Origin of the sequence: Streptomyces griseoviridis, from assembly GCF_005222485.1 — a bacterium.
Classification (GTDB): Bacteria; Actinomycetota; Actinomycetes; order Streptomycetales; family Streptomycetaceae; genus Streptomyces; species Streptomyces hintoniae.
The window spans coordinates 4752209-4770677 of record NZ_CP029078.1 but is presented as its reverse complement, the minus strand read 5'-3'; the positions used below and the strand labels follow the sequence as shown (position 1 = coordinate 4770677).

Genomic DNA, 18469 nt, shown 5'->3' with positions numbered 1-18469 from the left:
TGACGGACGCCGGCCACCGACTCCCGGGCAAGGGACCGCACTTCGCGCACCGCGCCCCCGAATCCCGCACAGCGGACCGCACTTGCCCCTCCCCCGGGGCTACGGCGTCGCGCGGCGGGCGTCCTCCAGGTAGCGCAGGACCGCCGCGACCCTGCGGTCCGACTGGTCGGCGGGGGACAGGTCCAGCTTCGCGAAGATGCTGCGGATGTGTTTGTGGACGGCACCGTCGGTGACCACGAGCCGCCCCGCTATCGCGGTGTTGCCGAGCCCCTCGGCCATCAGCGCGAGCACCTCGCGCTCACGCGGGCTCAGGCGCTCGAGACGGCTGTCCTTGCGGGTGCGGGTGAAGAGTTGGGCGACCACCTCGGGGTCGATGGCGGTGCCGCCCGACGCCACCCGGTGCAGCGCGTCGAGGAACTCCTCGACCCGGCCCACCCGTTCCTTGAGCAGATAGCCGAGTCCGCCGACGCCGCCGGTGAGCAGCTGGGTGGCGAAGCTCTGCTCGACGTACGCGGAGAGCACCAGGACGGCGAGTCCCGGGTGCCGGTCGCGGGCCGCCACGGCCGCGCGGATGCCTTCGTCGGTGTGGGTCGGCGGCATCCGCACGTCGAGGATGGCGACGTCGGGGCGGTGCGCGTCGATGGCGTCGAGGGCCTCCTGCGGGGTGCCCGCGGTGGCCGCCACGTCGAGGGACTCGGCACGCAGCAGCAGGGCGAGCCCTTCGCGCAGCAGCGGGTCGTCCTCGGCGATCACGACCCGCAGGGCACCGGGCTCCGGTGCCGGGGACGGCTGTCGGCGTCGTGCGTCAGGCTCCACGGGGAAGGTCCACCTCAAGTGTCGTCGGGCCGCCGGCCGGGCTGGTCAGGCGGAGGGTGCCGTCGTGGGCCGCCACCCGGCGGCGGATGCCGGTCAGGCCCGATCCCGCGCCCTCGTCGGCGCCGCCGCGGCCGTCGTCGGCGACCGTCAGGAGCAGCCGGTCGCCGCGCCCGCGGACGGTGACGGTGACCTGGCCGGCGCCGCTGTGCCTGGCGACGTTGGTGAGCGCCTCGGCGGCCACGAAGTAGGCGGTGGCCTCGACGGAGGCGGCGCACCGCTGCGGCACGTCGACGTCGATCCGGCACGGCACGGGGCTCTCGGCGGCGAGGCCGGACAGCGCGCCGGACAGCCCGCGGTCGTCGAGGACGGGCGGCAGGATGCCGCGCGCGACGGTGCGCAGCTCGGCCAGCGCCTGCTCGGCGGCGGACTGGGCGCGCTCCAGGATCTCGTCCGCGCGGGACGGGTCCCTGGCCACCTGGCGGCGGGCCGCGCCGAGCAGGACGGTGACGGAGACCAGCCGGTTCTGGGTGCCGTCGTGCAACGCCCGCTCGATACGGCGCAGTTCGGTGGCGTGGGCGTCCAGTGCGGCGGCCCGGGTCGCGGTCAGCTCGGCGACCCGCAGCGACAGGTCCTGGTCGGGGCCGGCCGCGAGGAGGGCGCGTCCCGGGCGGGCCTGGAGCCGGGCCATGGCGGGCCCGAGCCCGACGAGGACGGCGAGCGCGCCCACCCCGAGCAGCGCCACGGCGAGCGCGTCGGGCCAGGAGTGCGCGACGCCGATCCCGACGGACGTCGCCGTCGCGTCCTTGGGCGCGAGCCGCCAGTACAGCGGGAACGTCGTGTCGCGGACGGCGGACATCGCCAGCAGCAGGCCGAGCAGCCCGAGCGGCAGGCCGGTCGCGGCGTGTCTGGGCAGCCAGCGCAGTTCGCGGCGGGTGGTGGGGTCGCCGAGGGCGGCGCGGAGCCGGTTCGGGGGCGTGGGCGGGGGGATCACCTCGGGTCCTGTCCGGGTGAGGCGGGCGCGTTCCCTGCGGGCCAGCGCGTGCAGGGCGCGCAGGGTGAGGGGGGCCAGGAGCAGTCCCGCGCCGAGGGGCGCGGTGAGTGCGGTCACCGCGACCAGGGCCAGGACGAGGAGCGCGCCGAGGGCCGTGGCGAGCCCGCCGAGCAGCTCCCGCAGGGCGGAGAGGGCGGCGCGGGCGGCGCCCAGGATGTACGGCAGCGCGGCCTGGGGGGTCTGGGGGGTGTCGGGGCGGGCGGTCGGCGCGGTCTCGCGCGCCCCGGTCGTGCCCGGTCGGGCCGTCACCATCGTCGTCTCCCCTGTGGTCCCGTGACCGCTCGGCCTGTCGGGACTGTCAGGCCCGCGGCACCATGCCGTCGCCGTGGACGATCTCATGGGCGGGGGACGCCCGCGGCACGGGCCCCGGTTCCGGACGCCGGTACGGGCCGCGGCGGTCGCGGGGCCGGGCGGCGACGGCTCGACCGCGGGCCCGGAAGGCTCGACCGCGGGCCCGGAAGGCTCGACCGCGGGCCCGGGAGACTCGACCGCAGGCCCGGGAGACTCGACCGCAGGCCCGGGAGACTCGGCCGCAGGCCCGGGAGACTCGGCCGCAGGCCCGGGAGACTCGGCCGCAGGCCCGGGAGGCTCGACCGCGGGCCCGGGAGACTCGACCGCGGGCCCGGAAGGCTCGACCGCGGGCCCGGGAGACTCGACCGCAGGCCCGGGAGACTCGGCCGCAGGCCCGGGAGGCTCCGCCGCAGGCCCGGGAGGCTCCGCCGTTCGCCGTCCGCTGTCCGCCGTTCGCGAAGGAAGTGGTCGTCGGCGTCCCGTCAGTCGTCACCGTCCGGTTCGAGGTCGCCCATGAGGGCCTGGATGGCGTCGACGGCGCTGCCGTCGTGGTCGCTGCCCGCGGTGCCGCCGCCGGTCTCGACGTTCGCCGTGCGGTCGATCTCCAGGATCGAGTCGGCCTGCGAGTTGTCGATGACGGTGATGAGGCTGCCGTTCGCGGCGGCGGGCGCCGCGGCGGCGCCGAGGAGCGCCGCCGCGACCGTCGTGGCCAGCCGCAGCCGGGGCACGACACGGCTCACACGCCCACGCCCTCGGGCCGGCTCAGCTGGCGGGCGATGTTCCGCTCAAGGAGCCGGGTGGAGACCTGCACCCCGACCCCGCTCGCCGCGTCCACCTCGGGCAGCCGGCCGTCGCGCTCCTTCAGCCCGGTGAGCGCGGAGTCCATCGCCTCGTGGGCGGCGAACAGGCAGGGCGTGCTGTAGATCGCCACGTCCACGCCGAGGTCGGACAGCTCGCCCAGGGAGAGCCGGGGCGACTTGCCGCCCGCGATCTGGTTGAACAGCAGCGGCTTGCCGCCGACGACCTCGCGGATGCGGCGGATCCACTCCACGCTGCGGACCCCGTCGACGAGCACGACGTCGGCGTCGGTGGCGGCCAGCCGCTCGGCCCGGTGCAGGATGTCGCGCTCGTCCGTGGCGTCGGTGCGGGCCACCACCACCAGGTCGCGGCGGGTCGCGAGGACCTGCTCCAGCTTCTCCAGGTACTCCTCGAGGGGCAGCACCTGCTTGCCGTCGGCGTGCCCGCAGCGGCGGGGCCGCTTCTGGTCCTCCAGGATCACTCCGGAGGCGCCGATCCGTTCGAGGCCCTCGACGACGTGGCAGGCGACCTCCGGGTCGACGTAGCCGTCGTCGATGTCCACCAGCAGGTGGTGGTGCGGGAAGGCGCCGCGCAGCCGCTGGACGAAGGCCACCATGTCGGGCCAGGCGATGAACCCGATGTCGGGCAGCCCGTAGTGCGAGGCCGCGAATCCGAACCCGGAGACGAACATGCCGTCGTAGTGCTGGGCGGCGATCGACGCCGAGTACATGTCGTAGACGCCGATGAGGGGCGTCGTGCCGGGCGCGGCGATCTGTTCGCGCAGCTTCGTGCCGTGGGTCGCGTTCATGGAGCGATACCTCCGAAGGGGGGTTCCTTTACCGGAACAAGAGAATGTCTAGGTGATCACGTGACCCTCCCTCTACGCGCGCTTTACTCACCTCAATGGCGCAACCGGTTCACCGAAGAAACGTCACTGGACCGTGTCGGGTCAGGCCGACCGGCCGATCGCACCGCCCGGAAGGACCCCGCGCCCGTGGCCTGGCGGCGGTACAGCCTGCCGTACCGGGGAACGGCAGCAGCCGGGATGGGCCACCTGGGGCCGAGATCCGTAGCGTCAGTGTCCGACGAACCCAGCGGCCACCGCAGGAGGTCCCCCATGGCGAACACCGTCCCTCACGACGACAGTCACCGGCGCACCGGAACGGCCGAACGGTCCGGCCGCGCCGACCTCGCGGCCTTCCTGCTCTGGTCACTGCTGGTGATCAGCGGGCTCGCCAACGCGGTCGCCTCGGCCACCGGCGCCGGCACCTGGACCCACCTGGCGTGCGGCGCGGTGACGGCGCTGAGCGCGACCGCGCTGGCCGTCCGCGCCCTGCGCGCCCGCGGGGGACGCCGATGAGCACGGCCGTCCTCGGGCGCGGCCACCGCGCGCCCGCCGTCACGCTGACCGGTGTCGGCCGGGTCTACGCGGGCGGTGTCCGGGCCCTCGACGATGTGTCGCTGACCGTGGAGCACGGCACGTTCGTGGCCGTGACCGGGCCGCCCGGGTCGGGCACCAGCACCCTCATGCACTGCGCGGCGGGCCTCGACGCGCCGACGTCGGGCAGTGTGCGGGTGGACGGGCAGGAGATGTCCGGTCTGAGCGAGTCCCGGCGCGGCGAACTGCGGCGGGAGCGCGTGGGGTTCGTGTTCCGCACCTACGAGCTGATCCCGTCCCTCTCCGCCGAGGAGAACATCACGCTGCCGCTGCGGCTGGCCGGCCGCGACCCGGACCGGGAGTGGCTCGCCACGCTCGTCGAACGCGTCGGCCTCACCGGCCGGTTGGCCGCGAGGCCCGCCGAACTCACCGACGCCGAACAGCAACGGGTCGCCGTGGTGCGGGCGTTGGCGGGACGGCCGGTGGTGGTCTTCGCCGACGAGCCGACCGGCGCGCTCGATCCGTCCAGCGCCCACCAGGTCCTCGACCTGCTGCGCACCCTCGTCGACGACCTCGGCCAGACCGTCGTGATGGTCACCCACGACCCGGCGGCGGCCTCCCGCGCGCACCGGGCGCTGGTGATGGCGGGCGGCAAGGTCGTCGAGTCGGTGGAGACCCCGACGGCTCCGGGCCTCGCCTCGCGCCTCGCGTCGCTCGGAGGCCGGTGACGGATCGCGGCCCGGCCCTCTCCCGGAGGGAGGCGGGGCGGGCGGGGGCGGGGCGGGCGGGGGCGGGGCGGCGGGAGTGGTGACCTCCTCGCACAGGGTCACCGGGCGCCGCCGCCCGCCCCGCCGCCCCGCCGTCACCCCCGGCGGCACCGCGGCCCCGCTACCATCGAGGCGTTACCACACCCGGAGCGAGGCCAAGAGGGAAATGACCAGCAAGCTCGGAAAAGCCCGGTGGGCCAATGACTTGATCCACGAAGGGTCCATGTACGCCAAGGGGCTCTTCGCTGACGAGTCGAACTTCGACTTGCGGTTCATCGCGGATTACCGGCGCATCACCGAGATCGTGGAGGCGCTGCGGGTCCTCGGCATGCAGGTCGTGCTGACGAGCGGGTCGTTCGACATCATCCACGAGGGCCACTCGATGTATCTGGAGGCGGCCCGCAAGTTCGGCGACTTCCTGATCGTCGGCCTCGACAGCGACGAGAAGATCAGGCAGCGCAAGGGCCCCAACCGTCCGGCCGTGCCCGAGATGGAACGGCTGCGGATGGTCACCCACCAGCGGGGCGTCGGACTCGTCACCCTCAAGCAGCCTGATCACCCCCGGTGGAGCCTGATCGAGGCCGTCCGCCCGGATGTGCTGGTCGCGACCGCCGACACGTACAGCCCGGAGGAGATCGCCGAGCTGGAGTCGAAGTACTGCACCCGGGTCGAGGTCCTGGACCGGATGGCGACCGTCAGCACCTCGGCCCGGCTGCGCCGCATCCAGCTCGGGCTCAACGACGACCAGGGCACTCCGTGACCAAGCGCACCCTGCTCTACCTGCCCGTCCTGCACTCCGGGTACGAGGCCCTGCTGACCCGGCACGCCGACTCCGACGAGATCCTCGTCCTCGGGTCGGGCTTCCACACCGTCTTCCCCAAGCTCGCCAAGGAGATCCGCGCCCTGAGCCCCGAGCGGGCCGCCGCGCACGCCCGTCTCGTCGTGCCCGGCACGCCGGTGCGGGTCGTGGAGCCAGGCGAGCTGCCCGCCGCCCTCGACGCCGACCTCGTCGTGCTGCCCGACGAGGAGATCATGCACCGGCTGGTCGAGCTGCCCGGCTCCCCCGGCCGGGCCGAGGTGCGCTTCGAACCGACGTTCCTGCGGTGGGACCGCGAGTGGAGCCGGGCCACCCGGCCCGCCCGCTTCGACGGCCGGATCTCCCGCACGGCCCTCGACCGCCGGCTCATGGCGCGCGCGCAGGGCGAGGCGCGGCGCAGCTCGGACTGGTGGCGGCAGGTCGGCGCGGTCGCCGCGCGCGACGGACGGGTGCTGGCGACCGCGTTCAACCACCACCACCCGACCGAGTACGCGCCCTACGTCGACGGCGATCCCCGCAACGACTTCAGCCGCGGGCTGCGCCCCGACCTGTCCACCGCCATCCACGCCGAGGCGTCCCTGATCGCCCGAGCGGCCCGCCAGGGGCTGGAGTTGGCGGGCGCCGAGCTGTTCGTCAGTACGTTCCCGTGCCCGGCCTGCGCCCGGCTGGTCGTCGAATCCGGCTTCCTGCGCTGCTACTTCGCCGGACCGTACTCGATGCTCGACGGGGAGGGCGTCCTGCGGGCAGGCGGGGTCGAGCTGGTGTGGGTGGACATGGACCCGGAGCCCGCCCCGGAACCCGGAGGGCCCGGAAGGGAACGCGGAGGACCCGGAAGCGCCGACGGAACCGACGGCACCAATGGCCCCGACGGCCCCGACGGAACCGACGGCACCGACGGCACCGACGGAGCCGGCAGCGCCCTCAGCGGTCCTTCGGGCGGGAGCTGAACTTCATCCTGACCGGGGTGAAGTCCCCCGCGCCGCCCGGCTGTTCGTCACCCTCACCGACCAGCACATGCAGGTGCAGATGGCGGATCGTGCCGCCCGTGAAGCGGCTGTCGCCGTTGCGGGCGCCGAGGCCGTAGTGGTCGAGGCCGTACGTGTCCTTCACCCACCGCAGCGCCTCGAAGAGGTCGGCGCGGGCCGGGACCGACAGCTCGACCAGGTCGGTGACGTGCTCCTTCGGGATGAGCAGCAGATGCAACCGGGCCCCGGCGTAAGGGAATTCGTTGGGCGTGACGATCCAGTGGCCGGTCTCCGCCACGATCTGCTGCTTCTCGTGGGCCCTGATGACGTCAGGGCAGAACAGGCAGACCCCGGCGCGGTCGAGCCGCTCCATCTCCGCGCGCTGCTCCTCCGTACGGCAGTTGCCGAAGTAGTAGAGGCTCACGCCGGCCGCTCCCGCTCCAGGACCAGGAACGAGTGGGCGGGGGTCTCGCCCTGCGCCGGGACGTCCGTGCGGGACGTCGGGGCGAAGCCGTCGAGCCAGCCCGCGGGCATCCGGGTGTCGCCCGCGACGACGGTGTGCACCCGGGTCAGGTAGATCCGGTCGACGGAGGCGAGGGCCTGGCGGTAGACGGACGCCCCGCCGATCACGAACACCTCGCCGAGCCCGGCCGCCCGCTCCAGCGCGACGGCGGTCTCCAACGCGGCCTCGACCGACGTGCGCCAGTGCACCTCGCCCGCCGGTGCCGCCTCCGGTGCCGTCTCGGGCGCCGGGGACCGGCTGACGACGACGTTGGCGCGGCGCGGCAGCGGGCGGCCCAGACGGGCGACGATCGACTCGTGGGTACGGCGGCCGAGGACCACCGCGTGGCCCTGCGTGACCTCCTTGAAGTACCGCAGGTCGCCCGGGATGTACCAGGGCAGGTCGCCGTCCACGCCGATGACGTCGTCCTCGGCCGCCGCGACGATCAGGGACCTGATCATGTCGACACCGGGATGGAGCCGATGCCCGGGTGGGGCTCGTAGTCGGCGATGTCGAAGTGCTCGCCGCGGAAGTCGTGGATGTCGGTGACCGCGCGCCCGGCGTCGTTGAGGGTGACGGTGGGCAGCCGGCGCGGCTCGCGGTCGAGCAGCAGCTTCACGCCGCCGACCTGGTCGGCGTAGATGTGGGCGTCCGAGATCGTGTGGTAGTAGCGGGCGGCGGGGAAGCCGGTGAGGTGCTCCAGCATCAGCAGCAGCGCCGCGTACTGGACCATGTTCGACGGGACGCCGACCGGGACGTCACCGGAGCGCTGGAACATGTGCAGGTGCAGACGGCCGCCGATGACCCGGACGTGCACCCAGCCGTGGCAGGGCGCGATGGTCGTCCTCGGGGTCTTCCCCGCGCCGCGGACCTGGTACTGCGGGATCCACGGGCTGACGAAGTGCGTGCGGTCGGCGGGGAGTTCGGAGATCTGCTCGACCAGATGCCTGAACTGGTCGAAGCCGCCGCCCTCCGCCGTGGGGAAGTCGTGGAACGCCCCGCCGTACGAGCCCGGCCCGATGTCGCCGGGCGGCAGCCCGCGCTTGGACGTCTTGCTCTCGCTCGCCCAGGGGCCCCACCAGTCGCAGCCGAACTCGGCGAATTCGTCGAGGGTGGTGGCGCCGTTGATGAAAGCGCAGAGTTCCCCGATCGGCTTGCGCCAGAATCGGGCCATGCTCCGGTCGGTGATGACCGGGAATCCGTTCGCGAGGTCGAAGCTCATGGTCTGCTGCATAAGCGTCAACGCGTCCGGGCCCTGTCGGGTGGGCACCGGTTCTCCGTGATCGAGGATGTTCTCCAGGATCGTACGGTATTGCGAATCCGGCGTCCGGTCCGCGAACGCAGCATATTCCACGAGGTTTTCCTTTCCTGGCCCGCCGCCGCTCCCGGCAGGGCTGCCCGCCATGCTAGCAGTCAGCTTCCTCACACCCACTCTGACCTGCTGCCCCACCGACCCACCGCCGACCGACCCATTCGACTCGCCGCCCTGCCGTTAATTCACAGGAGAATCCGCACGGAATTCGCCCCCCCTTTCCGGGGTTTTCGCTTTCGCGCGGAATTCTCGCGGAATTCTCGCGGGGTTCCGGTCGAAACCCGTGGCTCAGCCGTCGGCAGCCGCGTAGGGTTCGGCCGGTGAGCAGACGACGCTACGTGGCGCGCGGGGTGCCGGGCGGCTACCGCATCTGGGACAACCGGGGGCGACGGACCTGGGGCGACCTCTACGAGCTGTGCCCGGACGATCTCCTCACCGAGCTGAACGGCGCCGCCGACCCGGCCCGCATCACCGAACTCCTGAGGCGCTACCGGGCGTTGCGGCGGTAGCCGGGCTCCCCCGCGGTGCGAGCGCCCGCTCCGGTGGTGGCTGGTGCGTCGTCGGAGCGGGCGTCGCTCCCGGTGGAAACCGGCGCGGGGCCGCGCCCCGCCGACCGGGTTCCTTCCATGGCCAGAGCCCCGGTACGCGGGGAGGCGGCCGGGGCTCGGGAACGATCCTAAGCGCGTCGACGGCATATGCACCCCGTCCTGACGGGACGTTGATGGATCGCGTGGCCGCGCGGTCCCGCGCTGTCAGAAGGGCGGCAAAAAGCTGCGCGCGGGGTGGTCGGGGGCGTCGTACGGGAGTCTGATGGGGCGAGGGCCCGTCGGAGGTGTGCCGGGCCCGGCAACCGTGACGTGGGGAGCGGCATGGGCATGGGCAGGGCGCGAGGGGAAGGCACCGGGACCCGCCGGGTGGTGGTCGGGGTGAGCGGCTCGCTGGGCGGGCTCACCGCGCTGGCCCGCGCCGCCGAGGAGGCCCGGTGCAGGCGTGCGGAGTTGTGGGCGGTGCTGGCCTGGGAGCCGCCGGGCGGCGACGGTCCGATGAGCCGGTCGGCCGCGCCCGAGTCGCTGCTGCGGGAGTGGCGGGACCTGGCCGAGGGGCGGCTGCTCGGCGTCCTCGCGGACGCGTTCCCGGCCGCCGAGGGCCCGGGGGTGCCGCTGTCGGCGATCACCTCCCGTGGCTCGGCCGGCCGGGCGCTGGTCGAACTCGCCTCGGACGAGAGCGACTTGCTGGTGATCGGCACCGGGCGGCGGGGACGGCTGCGCCGGATGTGCGGGCCGTCCGTGAGCCGCTACTGCCTGGCCCACGCCACCTGCCCGGTCCTCGCGGTCCCGCCGTCACCGCTGGCCGCCGAGATGACCGCGATCCGCGGCCTGGGCGGCGGACGCCGACTCCGCTCGGAGATACGGCAGTTGAGCGACGGCCGGTGAGGCGGGGACCCGGCGGTCGGGCGGCACAGCCCCGCGCCCCCGGCACAGCGGGCAGGCCTGTACAGGCCGGTACAGGCCGGTACAGGCCGGTACAGGCCGGTACAGGCCGGTACAGGCCGGTACAGGCCGGTACAGGCCGGTACAGGCCGGTACAGGCCGGTACAGGCCGGTACAGGCCGGTACAGGCCGCAGGGCACACGCCGTACGGCACCCGCGGTCCGGCAGGGTCACGGTTCGAAGCGGTAGCCCATGCCTGCCTCCGTGATCAGGTAGCGCGGGCTCGACGGGTCCCTCTCCAGTTTTCTGCGCAGTTGTGCCATGTACACCCGCAGATAGTTCGTCTTGCCGCTCTGGGAGACGCCCCACACCTCCTGGAGCAGTTGCCGCTGGGTGACCAGCTTGCCCGGGTGGGTGACGAGGATCTCCAGGAGCTGCCACTCGGTCGGTGTCAGGCGTACGTCGTGGCCGTCGCGGACCAGCTTCTTCGCCAGCAGGTCGATGGTGAAGTCCGCCGTCCCGACCCGGGTCGTCGCGGGCGGCACCGGCTGCTGTTCGGTGCGGCGGACGGCGGCCCGCAGCCGGGCGAGGAGTTCGTTCATGCTGAACGGCTTGGTGACGAAATCGTCGGCGCCCGCGTCGAGCGCGGCCACCTTCTCCTCGGACGTCTGCCGGGCCGAGAGGACCAGGATCGGCATCCGGGACCAGCCGCGCAGCCCCCGGATGACGCGGACGCCGTCCATGTCGGGCAGTCCGAGGTCGAGGAGCACGACGTCGGGCCGCCGGTCGGCGGCGAGGCGGAGCGCGGTGGCGCCGTCGGGCGCCGAGTCGACACCGTACTGGCGGGCCTGGAGGTTGATCACGAGGGCCCGTACGAGTTGCGGGTCGTCCTCCACCACGAGCACCCGGGTCATGGGCGTGCCTTTCGTGTCGTCACCCGTCGATGGGAGGGGGGAGGGGCTTCCGGCGGGCGCCGGCGGTGTCCCTTCTCCCCCCGTCCGTCCCAGTGTCCCGTCAGTGGCTCGCCTCCAACGCCTTGAGGGCGATGTTGAGTTCGAGGACGTTGACCCGGGGCTCGCCCATGAAGCCGAGGGTGCGGCCCTCGGTGTGCTCCTCGACCAGGTGTGCCACCCGCGCGACCGGCAGGCCGTTCTTCGCGGCGACCCGGTGGACCTGGAGGTCCGCGTACTGCGGGGAGATGTCGGGGTCGAGCCCGGAGCCGGAGGAGGTGACCGCGTCGGCCGGGACCTGCTCCGGCCGCACGGTGTAGCCGGGCACCGAATTGTCCTTGATGACGGCGGACCTGGCGGCCTCGACCTGCTCGATGAGGACCTTGTTGTCGGCGGCGAGGTTGGTCGCGCCGGACAGCAGCAGCTTGTACCGGGTGTTGACGGTGTTGGTGCCGAGGCCGTTCGCGGGGCGGCCCTGGAACCACTTGAGGTCCGCCTCGGGTGTCTGCCGGCCCTCGCCCAGCGGGAGTCGGTAGGACTGCCCGATCAGGGACGAGCCGACGACCCGGCCGTCCGCGCTCACCTGGGAGCCGTTGGCCTTGCCGCTGAACGCGGCCTGCGCGATGCCGGTGACGACGAGCGGGTAGGCGACGCCGGTCAGCAGGGTCAGGACGAGCAGGGCGCGCAGTCCCGCGCCGAGCAACCGGGCCGTGTGGGATACCGAGTTGTTCATGGCGATCAGCCGATTCCGGGGATGAGGGAGATGAGCAGGTCGATGATCTTGATGCCGACGAACGGGGCGACCAGGCCGCCGAGTCCGTAGATCGCGAGGTTGCGGCGGAGCATCCGGTCGGCGCTCATCGGCCGGTACCGCACGCCCCGCAGGGAGAGCGGCACCAGCGCGACGATGATCAGCGCGTTGAAGATGACGGCGGAGAGGATCGCGGAGTCGGGCGAGGAGAGCGCCATGATGTTCAGCCGGTCGAGGCCCGGGTAGACCGCCGCGAACAGCGCCGGGATGATCGCGAAGTACTTCGCGACGTCGTTGGCGATCGAGAATGTCGTCAACGCGCCCCGGGTGATGAGGAGTTGCTTGCCGATCTCGACGATCTCGATGAGCTTGGTCGGGTTCGAGTCGAGGTCGACCATGTTGCCGGCCTCCTTCGCGGCCGACGTGCCCGTGTTCATCGCCACGCCGACGTCGGCCTGGGCGAGCGCCGGGGCGTCGTTGGTGCCGTCGCCGGTCATCGCGACCAGTTTGCCGCCCGCCTGCTCCCGCTTGATGAGGGCCATCTTGTCCTCGGGGGTGGCCTCGGCGAGGAAGTCGTCCACGCCGGCCTCGTCGGCGATGGCCTTCGCGGTGCGCGGGTTGTCGCCGGTGATCATGACGGTTCTGATGCCCATCCGGCGCAGCTCGGCGAACCGCTCCCGCATGCCGTCCTTGACGACGTCCTTGAGGTGGATGACGCCCAGGACGCGCGGTCCGCGCTCGTCGGCGACGGCCACCAGCAGCGGGGTGCCGCCGGACTCGGAGATGGCCGTGACGGCGTCGTCGGCGTCGTCGGCGATCTCGCCGCCGCGCTCGCGCACCCAGGCGACGACGGACCCCGCGGCGCCCTTGCGGATGCTGCGTCCGTCGACGTCGACGCCCGACATCCGGGTCTGCGCGGTGAACGCGATCCACTCGGCGCCGACGATCTCGCCCTGGTGCCGCTCGCGCAGCCCGTACCCGTCCTTCGCGAGGACGACGATGGAGCGGCCCTCGGGGGTCTCGTCGGCCAGCGACGACAGCTGGGCGGCGTCGGCGACCTCGGCCTCGGTGGTGCCGCGCACCGGCACGAACTCGGCGGCCTGCCGGTTGCCGAGCGTGATGGTGCCGGTCTTGTCGAGGAGCAGCGTGGAGACGTCGCCCGCGGCCTCGACCGCGCGGCCGGACATGGCGAGCACGTTGCGCTGCACCAGCCGGTCCATGCCGGCGATGCCGATGGCGGAGAGCAGGGCGCCGATGGTGGTCGGGATGAGGCAGACCAGGAGGGCCACCAGCACCACCATCGTGAGCCGGGTGCCCGCGTAGTCGGCGAACGGCGGCAGCGTGGCGCAGGCCAGCAGGAAGACCAGGGTGAGGGCGGCCAGCAGGATGTTGAGGGCGATCTCGTTGGGGGTCTTCTGCCGGGCCGCGCCCTCGACCAGGCTGATCATGCGGTCGATGAAGGTCTCGCCGGGCTTGGTCGTGATGCGGACGACGATCCGGTCGGAGAGCACCTTGGTGCCGCCGGTGACGGCCGAGCGGTCGCCGCCCGACTCCCGGATGACCGGCGCGGACTCCCCGGTGATCGCCGACTCGTCGACGGAGGCGACGCCCTCGACGACGTCGCCGTCGCCCGGTATGACGTCGCCCGCCTCGCAGACCACCAGGTCGCCGATGCGCAGCGCGGTGCCGGGCACCGGCTCCTCGCTGCCGTCGGTCAGGCGGCGCGCGACGGTGTCCGTCTTGGCCCTGCGCAGCGTCTCGGCCTGTGCCTTGCCGCGGCCCTCGGCGACGGCCTCGGCGAGGTTGGCGAAGACGACGGTCAGCCAGAGCCAGGCGCTGATCGCCCAGCCGAACCAGTCGCCCGGGTCGGTGCAGGCGAAGACGGTGGTCAGCAGGGACCCCACCCACACCACGAACATCACGGGCGAGGTGACCATCACCCGCGGGTCGAGCTTGCGGACGGCGTCGGGCAGCGCGGCGAGGAGCTGCCTGACGTCGAAGAGTCCGGCGCCGACCCGGCTGTCGGCCGTCCGGTGCCCGGTGGGCAGGTCGCTGTGCGGGGCCCGGGTGGGGGTGGACATCTCGCTCTCTCGGCTTTCGCTACGGGCGGTCATGACGCCAGCCCCTCGGCCAGCGGTCCGAGCGCCAGGGCCGGGAAGTACGTCAGACCGACGATGATCAGGATGGCGCCGAGCAGCAGTCCGGCGAAGAGGGGCTTGTCGGTGCGCAGGGTGCCCGCGGTGACCGGGACCGGCTGCTGCCGGGCGAGCGAGCCGGCCAGGGCGAGGACGAACACCATCGGCAGGAACCGGCCGAGGAGCATCGCGAGCGCGGTCGTCGTGTTGTACCAGTCGGTGTTCGCGTTGAGGCCCGCGAAGGCCGAGCCGTTGTTGTTGGACGCGGACGTGAACGCGTACAGGACCTCGGAGAAGCCGTGCGCGCCCGGGTTGAGGATCGAGTGCGGCGGGGTCGGCAGGGCCATCGAGAGGGCCGCGAAGACCAGCACGAGGGCGGGGGTGATCAGGATGTAGACGGCGGCCAGTTTGATCTCGCGGGAGCCGATCTTCTTGCCCAGGTACTCCGGGGTGCGGCCGACCATCAGACCGGCGATGAAGACCGCGATGACCGCGAGCATCAGCATGCCGTAGAGGCCGGAGCCGGTGCCGCCAGGCGCGATCTCGCCGAGCATCATCGACAGCATGGTGAGGCCGCCGCCGAAGCCGGTGTAGGAGGAGTGGAAGGAGTCGACGGCGCCGGTCGAGGTCAGGGTCGTGGAGACCGCGAAGATCGACGAGGCGCCGACGCCGAAGCGCAGTTCCTTGCCTTCGAGGGCGCCGCCCGCGATCCGCAGGGCGCCCTCGTGGTGGGCGAACTCGGTCCACATCATCAGGGCGACGAAGCCGACCCAGATGGTGGCCATCGTGGCGAGGATCGCCCAGCCCTGGCGGACCGAGCCGACCAGCACGCCGAAGGTGCGGGTCAGCGAGAACGGGATGACCAGGATCAGGAAGATCTCGAACAGGTTGGAGAACGGCGTCGGGTTCTCGAAGGGGTGGGCGGAGTTGGCGTTGAAGTAGCCGCCGCCGTTGGTGCCCAGCTCCTTGATGGCCTCCTGGGAGGCGACCGCGCCGCCGTTCCACTGCTGGCCGCCGCCGAGGAACTGGCCGACCTCGTGGATGCCGGAGAAGTTCTGCAGGACCCCGCAGGCGACCAGCACGATCGCGGCGACGAACGCCAGCGGCAGCAGCACCCGGACGGTGCCGCGCACCAGGTCGGCCCAGAAGTTGCCGAGGTCACCGGTGCGGGAGCGGGCGAAGCCGCGCACCAGCGCCACCGCGACGGCCATGCCGACGGCCGCGGAGACGAAGTTCTGCACGGCGAGGCCGCCGGTCTGCACGAGCGGGCCCATGGCCTGCTCGCCCGCGTACGACTGCCAGTTGGTGTTCGTCACGAAGGAGGCGGCGGTGTTGAACGCCTGCGCGGGCTCGATCGAGGAGAACCCGAGCGACCCGGGCAGCACGCCCTGGAGCCGCTGGAGCAGGTAGAGGAAGAGGACGCCGACGAGCGAGAAGCCGAGGACCCCGCGCAGATAGGCGGGCCAGCGCATCTGGGTGTCGGGGTCGGCACCGATGCCCTTGTAGATCCACTTCTCGACACGCCAGTGCCGGTCGGAGGTGTACACCCTGGCCATGTAGGTGCCGAGGGGGACGTAGACGAGTGCGAGGGCCGCTGTCAGAGCGAGCAGCTGGAGCACTCCGGCGAGGACGGGACCCATGTCCGGTTCAGAACCTCTCCGGGAAGATCAGGGCGAGGACGAGGTAACCCAACAGGGAGACGGCCACGACCAGGCCGACGATGTTCTCGACGGTCACAGCTTGGTCACCCCCTTGGCGACGAGGGCCACCAGCGCGAAGACCGCGAGGGTGACGAGGACGAAGGCCAGATCGGCCATCGCTGACTCCTGGGTGAGGTTCGGGAACGGGAACGGCTCGGACGGTTCGAGGAAAACCCGGGTTCGAACACTCCCGCCCTCCGTTGACGCCTCTCTTACGGCGCGTGCCACCGCCTTGACGGGACTCTTACGGGGGTGGGGGCCGATTCCGGTCGGTGCGGATCGACGGCCCCCGGTGCGGCCGAACGAGCGACCGCGCCCCGGGCGTCAGGGTCCCGTCAGCGCCCCTGCCGGGACGGGCCTGGGCGGCTACCGTCGAAGGTGTGCGATGCCGTGACCGCCGTCGGCGGAGCCAGGCGGGGTTCGGGGCGGGCTGCGCCCTGCTGTTCCTGGCGCTGATCCTGCTGACCGACTGGGCCGCGGGCACGCTGACCGTCCCGCGGGCCCTGCTGTGGACGGCCCTGGCGGCGGTGTTCCTGGCCGTCCTGGTGCCGCCAGGGATCAGGGTGGCGCCGGGGCGGCTCACGGTGCGCTGCGGGCTCCGCGTCCGCGCGGTCCGCACGGACGCGCTGGTGTCGGTACGGCAGCAGGACGGCGTCTCGGCCCAGCTGACGCTCCACGACGTGGACGGCCGCCACGTCCAGGTGGACCCGCGCGCCCTGACGGCGTCCCCGTTCCTCTGGCACGCGCTGGAGACCGGGGTGCACCGGTCGGTGCGCGCGGGCACCTTGGTCGAGGGCGAACAGATAATCGAACGCCTGTCCGAGGAGATGGACGGGGAGGCGGTCAGAGGGGTGGAGCGGGCGTCGGAGCTGGTGGGCACGGCCCCGCGCGACGGCGGGCGCCGCGCCGGATGACGCGGCCGTCCCGGCGGACGCCCGCGTCACCTCACGCTCGCTCGGACTGCGGCGTCATCTCCTCGCCGCACCCCGCGCTCACACCCGCGGGTCCGTCACACTCCCACGTCCCGCGCGGTGAGGTCCGCCAGGGACTCCCGTCTGACCAGCAGGCGGGCCCTGCCCTCGCGCACCGCCACCACCGGGGGCCGGCCCACCAGGTTGTACGCCGACGCCATCGACAGGTGGTAGGCGCCCGCCACCGGCACCGCGAGGAGGTCGCCCGGCCGCAGGTCCGAGGGGAGAGTGGCGTCGGGGGAGAGGATGTCGCCCGCCTCGCAGTGCCGGCCCACCACGGTCATCCTGGCCGCGGGCGCCTCGGTGGCCCGGCCGATCAGGCGGGGCGCGTAGCGGACGCCGTACAGGGCCGGGCGCGGGTTGTCGCTCATGCCGCCGTCGACGGCCACGAAGACGCGGTCGCCGGTGTGCTTCACGGCCAGCACGTGGTAGAGCGCGACGCCCGCGGGGCCGACCAGCGCGCGTCCCGGTTCGATGATCAGGCGCGGTACCGGCAGGCCCGCCGTCGCGCACGCCGAGGCGAGTTCGGCGCGCACCGCGCGGGACAACTCCGTGATGTCCAGGGCCTGTTCGCCGGGGCGGTAGGCGATGCCGTGGCCGCCGCCCAGGTCGAGTTCGGGCAGCACGACCCCGTGCCGCCGGTGCACGGCCGCCATCAGGCCGACCATCCGGCGGACCGCCGCGAGGTACGGCCTGACGTCCGTGATCTGGGAGCCCACATGGCAGTGCAGGCCGGTCAGTTCGAGCTGCTTCTGGCCGAGGACGCGGGTGATCGCGTGCTGCGCGTGGCCGTCCCTGATCGACAGGCCGAACTTCTGGTCCTCGGTGCCGGTGCGGATCTTGTCGTGGCCGCCCGCGCTGACGCCCGGCACCACGCGGACCATCACCCGCTGCCGTCCCGCGGGTCCGACGGCCGCGGCGAGCCTGGCGATCTCCGAGGGGCTGTCGATGACGATCCGGCCGACGCCGAGCCGCAGGGCGAGGGCCAGGTCCTGGGGCGACTTGGCGTTGCCGTGCAGGACGATCCGGTGCGGCGGGAAGCCGCCGGTGACGGCGAGTTCCAGTTCGCCCGCCGAGCAGACGTCGAGGCCGAGGCCCTCCTCGTCGATCCAGCGGATCATCGCGCGGCACAGGAACGCCTTGGCCGCGTAGAGGACCTCGGTGTCGGGGAAGGCGCTCAGGTAGGTGCGGCAGCGGGTCCTGACCTCGTCCTCGTCGAGGACGTAGGCGGGGGTGCCGAAGCGTTCGGCGATCTCCTGGAGCGGCACTCCGGCGACGGTGAGGGAGCCCGGCCGGGGTTCCTCGGTGGAGGCGGGCCAGACCGTCAGGTCGGGGGGTGCGGCGGGGGCGGGGTGCGCGGGCCTGGGCAGGGTGGTCATCGCTGGTCTCCCGTTCCGTGCTCAGCCGACCGGGGCGGCGGTCGCGGTCACGGCGGCCGGGTCCTTGAGCGGCGCCGCCCGCGGAGGGGACGGCGGTGTCGGGGCGGGAGCGGGTGCGCAGAGGGTGGGGTCGACGGTGAGGCGGGCCACGCCGAGCGGTGCGGTGAGCCTCCGCAGGGCCGGTTCCGCGAGCCTGATCCAGGGCTGTCCCGTGCCGAGCGTCGCGGTCAGCCGGTGCGCGGAGGTGAAGGCGACGGCGGTCCGCGGGCCGAGCGGGGTGCGGAACATCCGCGCCGCCAGGCCCGCGGGGCCCGGCCTGACCGGCACGTACAGGAGTCCGGCCGGAGCCGGGTCCTGTTCAGCGGGGTCGGGGTCCTCGTCGTGCGGGGTCGCGGTCATGGAGGTGCCTCCGGGAAGCGTCGGTTCGTGGGTCACGCAGGACGCTATGCCCGGAGG

At 73.1% G+C, this 18469-nt stretch carries 22 protein-coding genes; 7 read left to right on the top strand and 15 right to left on the bottom strand.

All coding sequences use genetic code 11. From position 1 onward, the window contains the following. Positions 1–99: 99 nt before the first annotated feature. The 4 genes from DDJ31_RS20420 to DDJ31_RS20405 form a co-directional block, all read right to left on the bottom strand. Entirely contained in the window at positions 100–762 is a 663-nt protein-coding gene (locus DDJ31_RS20420) for a response regulator transcription factor (RefSeq protein WP_127182687.1), read from the bottom strand. A 43-nt stretch (positions 763–805) separates the two neighbouring features. Beyond that, entirely contained in the window at positions 806–2119 is a 1314-nt protein-coding gene (locus DDJ31_RS20415) for a sensor histidine kinase (RefSeq protein ID WP_127178872.1), read from the bottom strand. 521 nt (positions 2120–2640) lie between these two features. Beyond that, a complete protein-coding gene (locus DDJ31_RS20410) occupies positions 2641–2898 on the bottom strand; it encodes a hypothetical protein (RefSeq protein WP_171480862.1) in 258 nt (85 codons plus the stop codon). Next, positions 2895–3764, bottom strand: coding sequence for an isocitrate lyase/PEP mutase family protein (locus tag DDJ31_RS20405; protein WP_127178873.1), 870 nt, complete (start codon positions 3762–3764; stop codon positions 2895–2897). Before DDJ31_RS20405 ends, DDJ31_RS20410 begins: the two co-directional genes overlap by 4 nt. A 309-nt stretch (positions 3765–4073) precedes the next feature. On the opposite strand from DDJ31_RS20405, the gene DDJ31_RS20400 reads away from it, so the two are divergent. From DDJ31_RS20400 to DDJ31_RS20385, 4 genes are all read left to right on the top strand, one after another. Continuing rightward, positions 4074–4316, top strand: a complete 243-nt coding sequence (locus tag DDJ31_RS20400; protein ID WP_127178874.1) for a hypothetical protein — start codon at positions 4074–4076, stop codon at positions 4314–4316. Next, positions 4313–5062: an ABC transporter ATP-binding protein gene (locus DDJ31_RS20395; RefSeq protein ID WP_127178875.1), complete on the top strand. Its 750-nt coding sequence runs from the start codon at positions 4313–4315 to the stop codon at positions 5060–5062. The genes DDJ31_RS20400 and DDJ31_RS20395 overlap by 4 nt, the downstream gene beginning before the upstream one ends. Positions 5063–5324: 262 nt before the next feature. After that, a complete protein-coding gene (locus DDJ31_RS20390; protein WP_164784928.1) occupies positions 5325–5861 on the top strand; it encodes an adenylyltransferase/cytidyltransferase family protein in 537 nt (178 codons plus the stop codon). After that, positions 5858–6865, top strand: a complete 1008-nt coding sequence (locus tag DDJ31_RS20385) for a deoxycytidylate deaminase (protein WP_127178877.1) — start codon at positions 5858–5860, stop codon at positions 6863–6865. Before DDJ31_RS20390 ends, DDJ31_RS20385 begins: the two co-directional genes overlap by 4 nt. Here DDJ31_RS20385 and DDJ31_RS20380 read toward each other — a convergent pair. From DDJ31_RS20380 to thyA, 3 genes are read right to left on the bottom strand one after another with little or no spacing between them, the layout of a single operon-like run. After that, positions 6840–7307 carry an HIT family protein gene (locus DDJ31_RS20380; RefSeq protein WP_127178878.1) on the bottom strand — a complete coding sequence of 156 codons (468 nt, stop codon included), beginning with the start codon at positions 7305–7307 and terminating at the stop codon, positions 6840–6842. The genes DDJ31_RS20385 and DDJ31_RS20380 overlap by 26 nt on opposite strands. After that, positions 7304–7846 carry a dihydrofolate reductase gene (locus DDJ31_RS20375; RefSeq protein ID WP_127178879.1) on the bottom strand — a complete coding sequence of 181 codons (543 nt, stop codon included), beginning with the start codon at positions 7844–7846 and terminating at the stop codon, positions 7304–7306. The genes DDJ31_RS20380 and DDJ31_RS20375 overlap by 4 nt, the downstream gene beginning before the upstream one ends. Next, complete coding sequence (thyA, locus tag DDJ31_RS20370) at positions 7843–8790, bottom strand: thymidylate synthase (protein WP_240678135.1); 948 nt, start codon at positions 8788–8790, stop codon at positions 7843–7845. Before thyA ends, DDJ31_RS20375 begins: the two co-directional genes overlap by 4 nt. Before the next feature lie 227 nt (positions 8791–9017). On the opposite strand from thyA, the gene DDJ31_RS20365 reads away from it, so the two are divergent. Both DDJ31_RS20365 and DDJ31_RS20360 read left to right on the top strand, forming a co-directional pair. Continuing rightward, the gene (locus tag DDJ31_RS20365; RefSeq protein ID WP_164784929.1) at positions 9018–9206 is read left to right on the top strand and encodes a hypothetical protein; all 189 of its coding nucleotides are present in this window, start codon (positions 9018–9020) and stop codon (positions 9204–9206) included. A gap of 366 nt (positions 9207–9572) precedes the next feature. Then, a complete protein-coding gene (locus DDJ31_RS20360; RefSeq protein ID WP_127178881.1) occupies positions 9573–10130 on the top strand; it encodes a universal stress protein in 558 nt (185 codons plus the stop codon). Between the two features lie 227 nt (positions 10131–10357). Here the strand turns inward: DDJ31_RS20360 and DDJ31_RS20355 are convergent, their stop codons facing one another. The 6 genes from DDJ31_RS20355 to DDJ31_RS20330 form a co-directional block, all read right to left on the bottom strand. Next, entirely contained in the window at positions 10358–11041 is a 684-nt protein-coding gene (locus DDJ31_RS20355) for a response regulator (protein ID WP_127178882.1), read from the bottom strand. A gap of 100 nt (positions 11042–11141) precedes the next feature. Then, positions 11142–11810 (bottom strand): potassium-transporting ATPase subunit C, encoded by a 669-nt coding sequence (locus DDJ31_RS20350; RefSeq protein ID WP_127178883.1) that lies wholly within the window; start codon positions 11808–11810, stop codon positions 11142–11144. Positions 11811–11815: 5 nt separating this feature from the next. Then, positions 11816–13942 (bottom strand): potassium-transporting ATPase subunit KdpB, encoded by a 2127-nt coding sequence (gene kdpB, locus DDJ31_RS20345; protein WP_171480861.1) that lies wholly within the window; start codon positions 13940–13942, stop codon positions 11816–11818. Further along, entirely contained in the window at positions 13939–15603 is a 1665-nt protein-coding gene (kdpA, locus tag DDJ31_RS20340; protein ID WP_127178884.1) for a potassium-transporting ATPase subunit KdpA, read from the bottom strand. Before kdpA ends, kdpB begins: the two co-directional genes overlap by 4 nt. Before the next feature lie 7 nt (positions 15604–15610). Next, positions 15611–15700: a K(+)-transporting ATPase subunit F gene (kdpF, locus tag DDJ31_RS20335; RefSeq protein ID WP_037690246.1), complete on the bottom strand. Its 90-nt coding sequence runs from the start codon at positions 15698–15700 to the stop codon at positions 15611–15613. Beyond that, the gene (locus DDJ31_RS20330; RefSeq protein WP_127178885.1) at positions 15697–15891 is read right to left on the bottom strand and encodes a hypothetical protein; all 195 of its coding nucleotides are present in this window, start codon (positions 15889–15891) and stop codon (positions 15697–15699) included. Before DDJ31_RS20330 ends, kdpF begins: the two co-directional genes overlap by 4 nt. A gap of 152 nt (positions 15892–16043) precedes the next feature. On the opposite strand from DDJ31_RS20330, the gene DDJ31_RS20325 reads away from it, so the two are divergent. Then, positions 16044–16577: a hypothetical protein gene (locus DDJ31_RS20325; protein WP_206280676.1), complete on the top strand. Its 534-nt coding sequence runs from the start codon at positions 16044–16046 to the stop codon at positions 16575–16577. 95 nt (positions 16578–16672) lie between these two features. On the opposite strand, the gene lysA is transcribed toward DDJ31_RS20325, so the two are convergent. Continuing rightward, positions 16673–18013 carry a diaminopimelate decarboxylase gene (lysA, locus tag DDJ31_RS20320; RefSeq protein ID WP_127178886.1) on the bottom strand — a complete coding sequence of 447 codons (1341 nt, stop codon included), beginning with the start codon at positions 18011–18013 and terminating at the stop codon, positions 16673–16675. Between the two features lie 21 nt (positions 18014–18034). Continuing rightward, entirely contained in the window at positions 18035–18412 is a 378-nt protein-coding gene (locus DDJ31_RS20315; protein ID WP_127178887.1) for an SAV_915 family protein, read from the bottom strand. Positions 18413–18469: the final 57 nt, after the last annotated feature.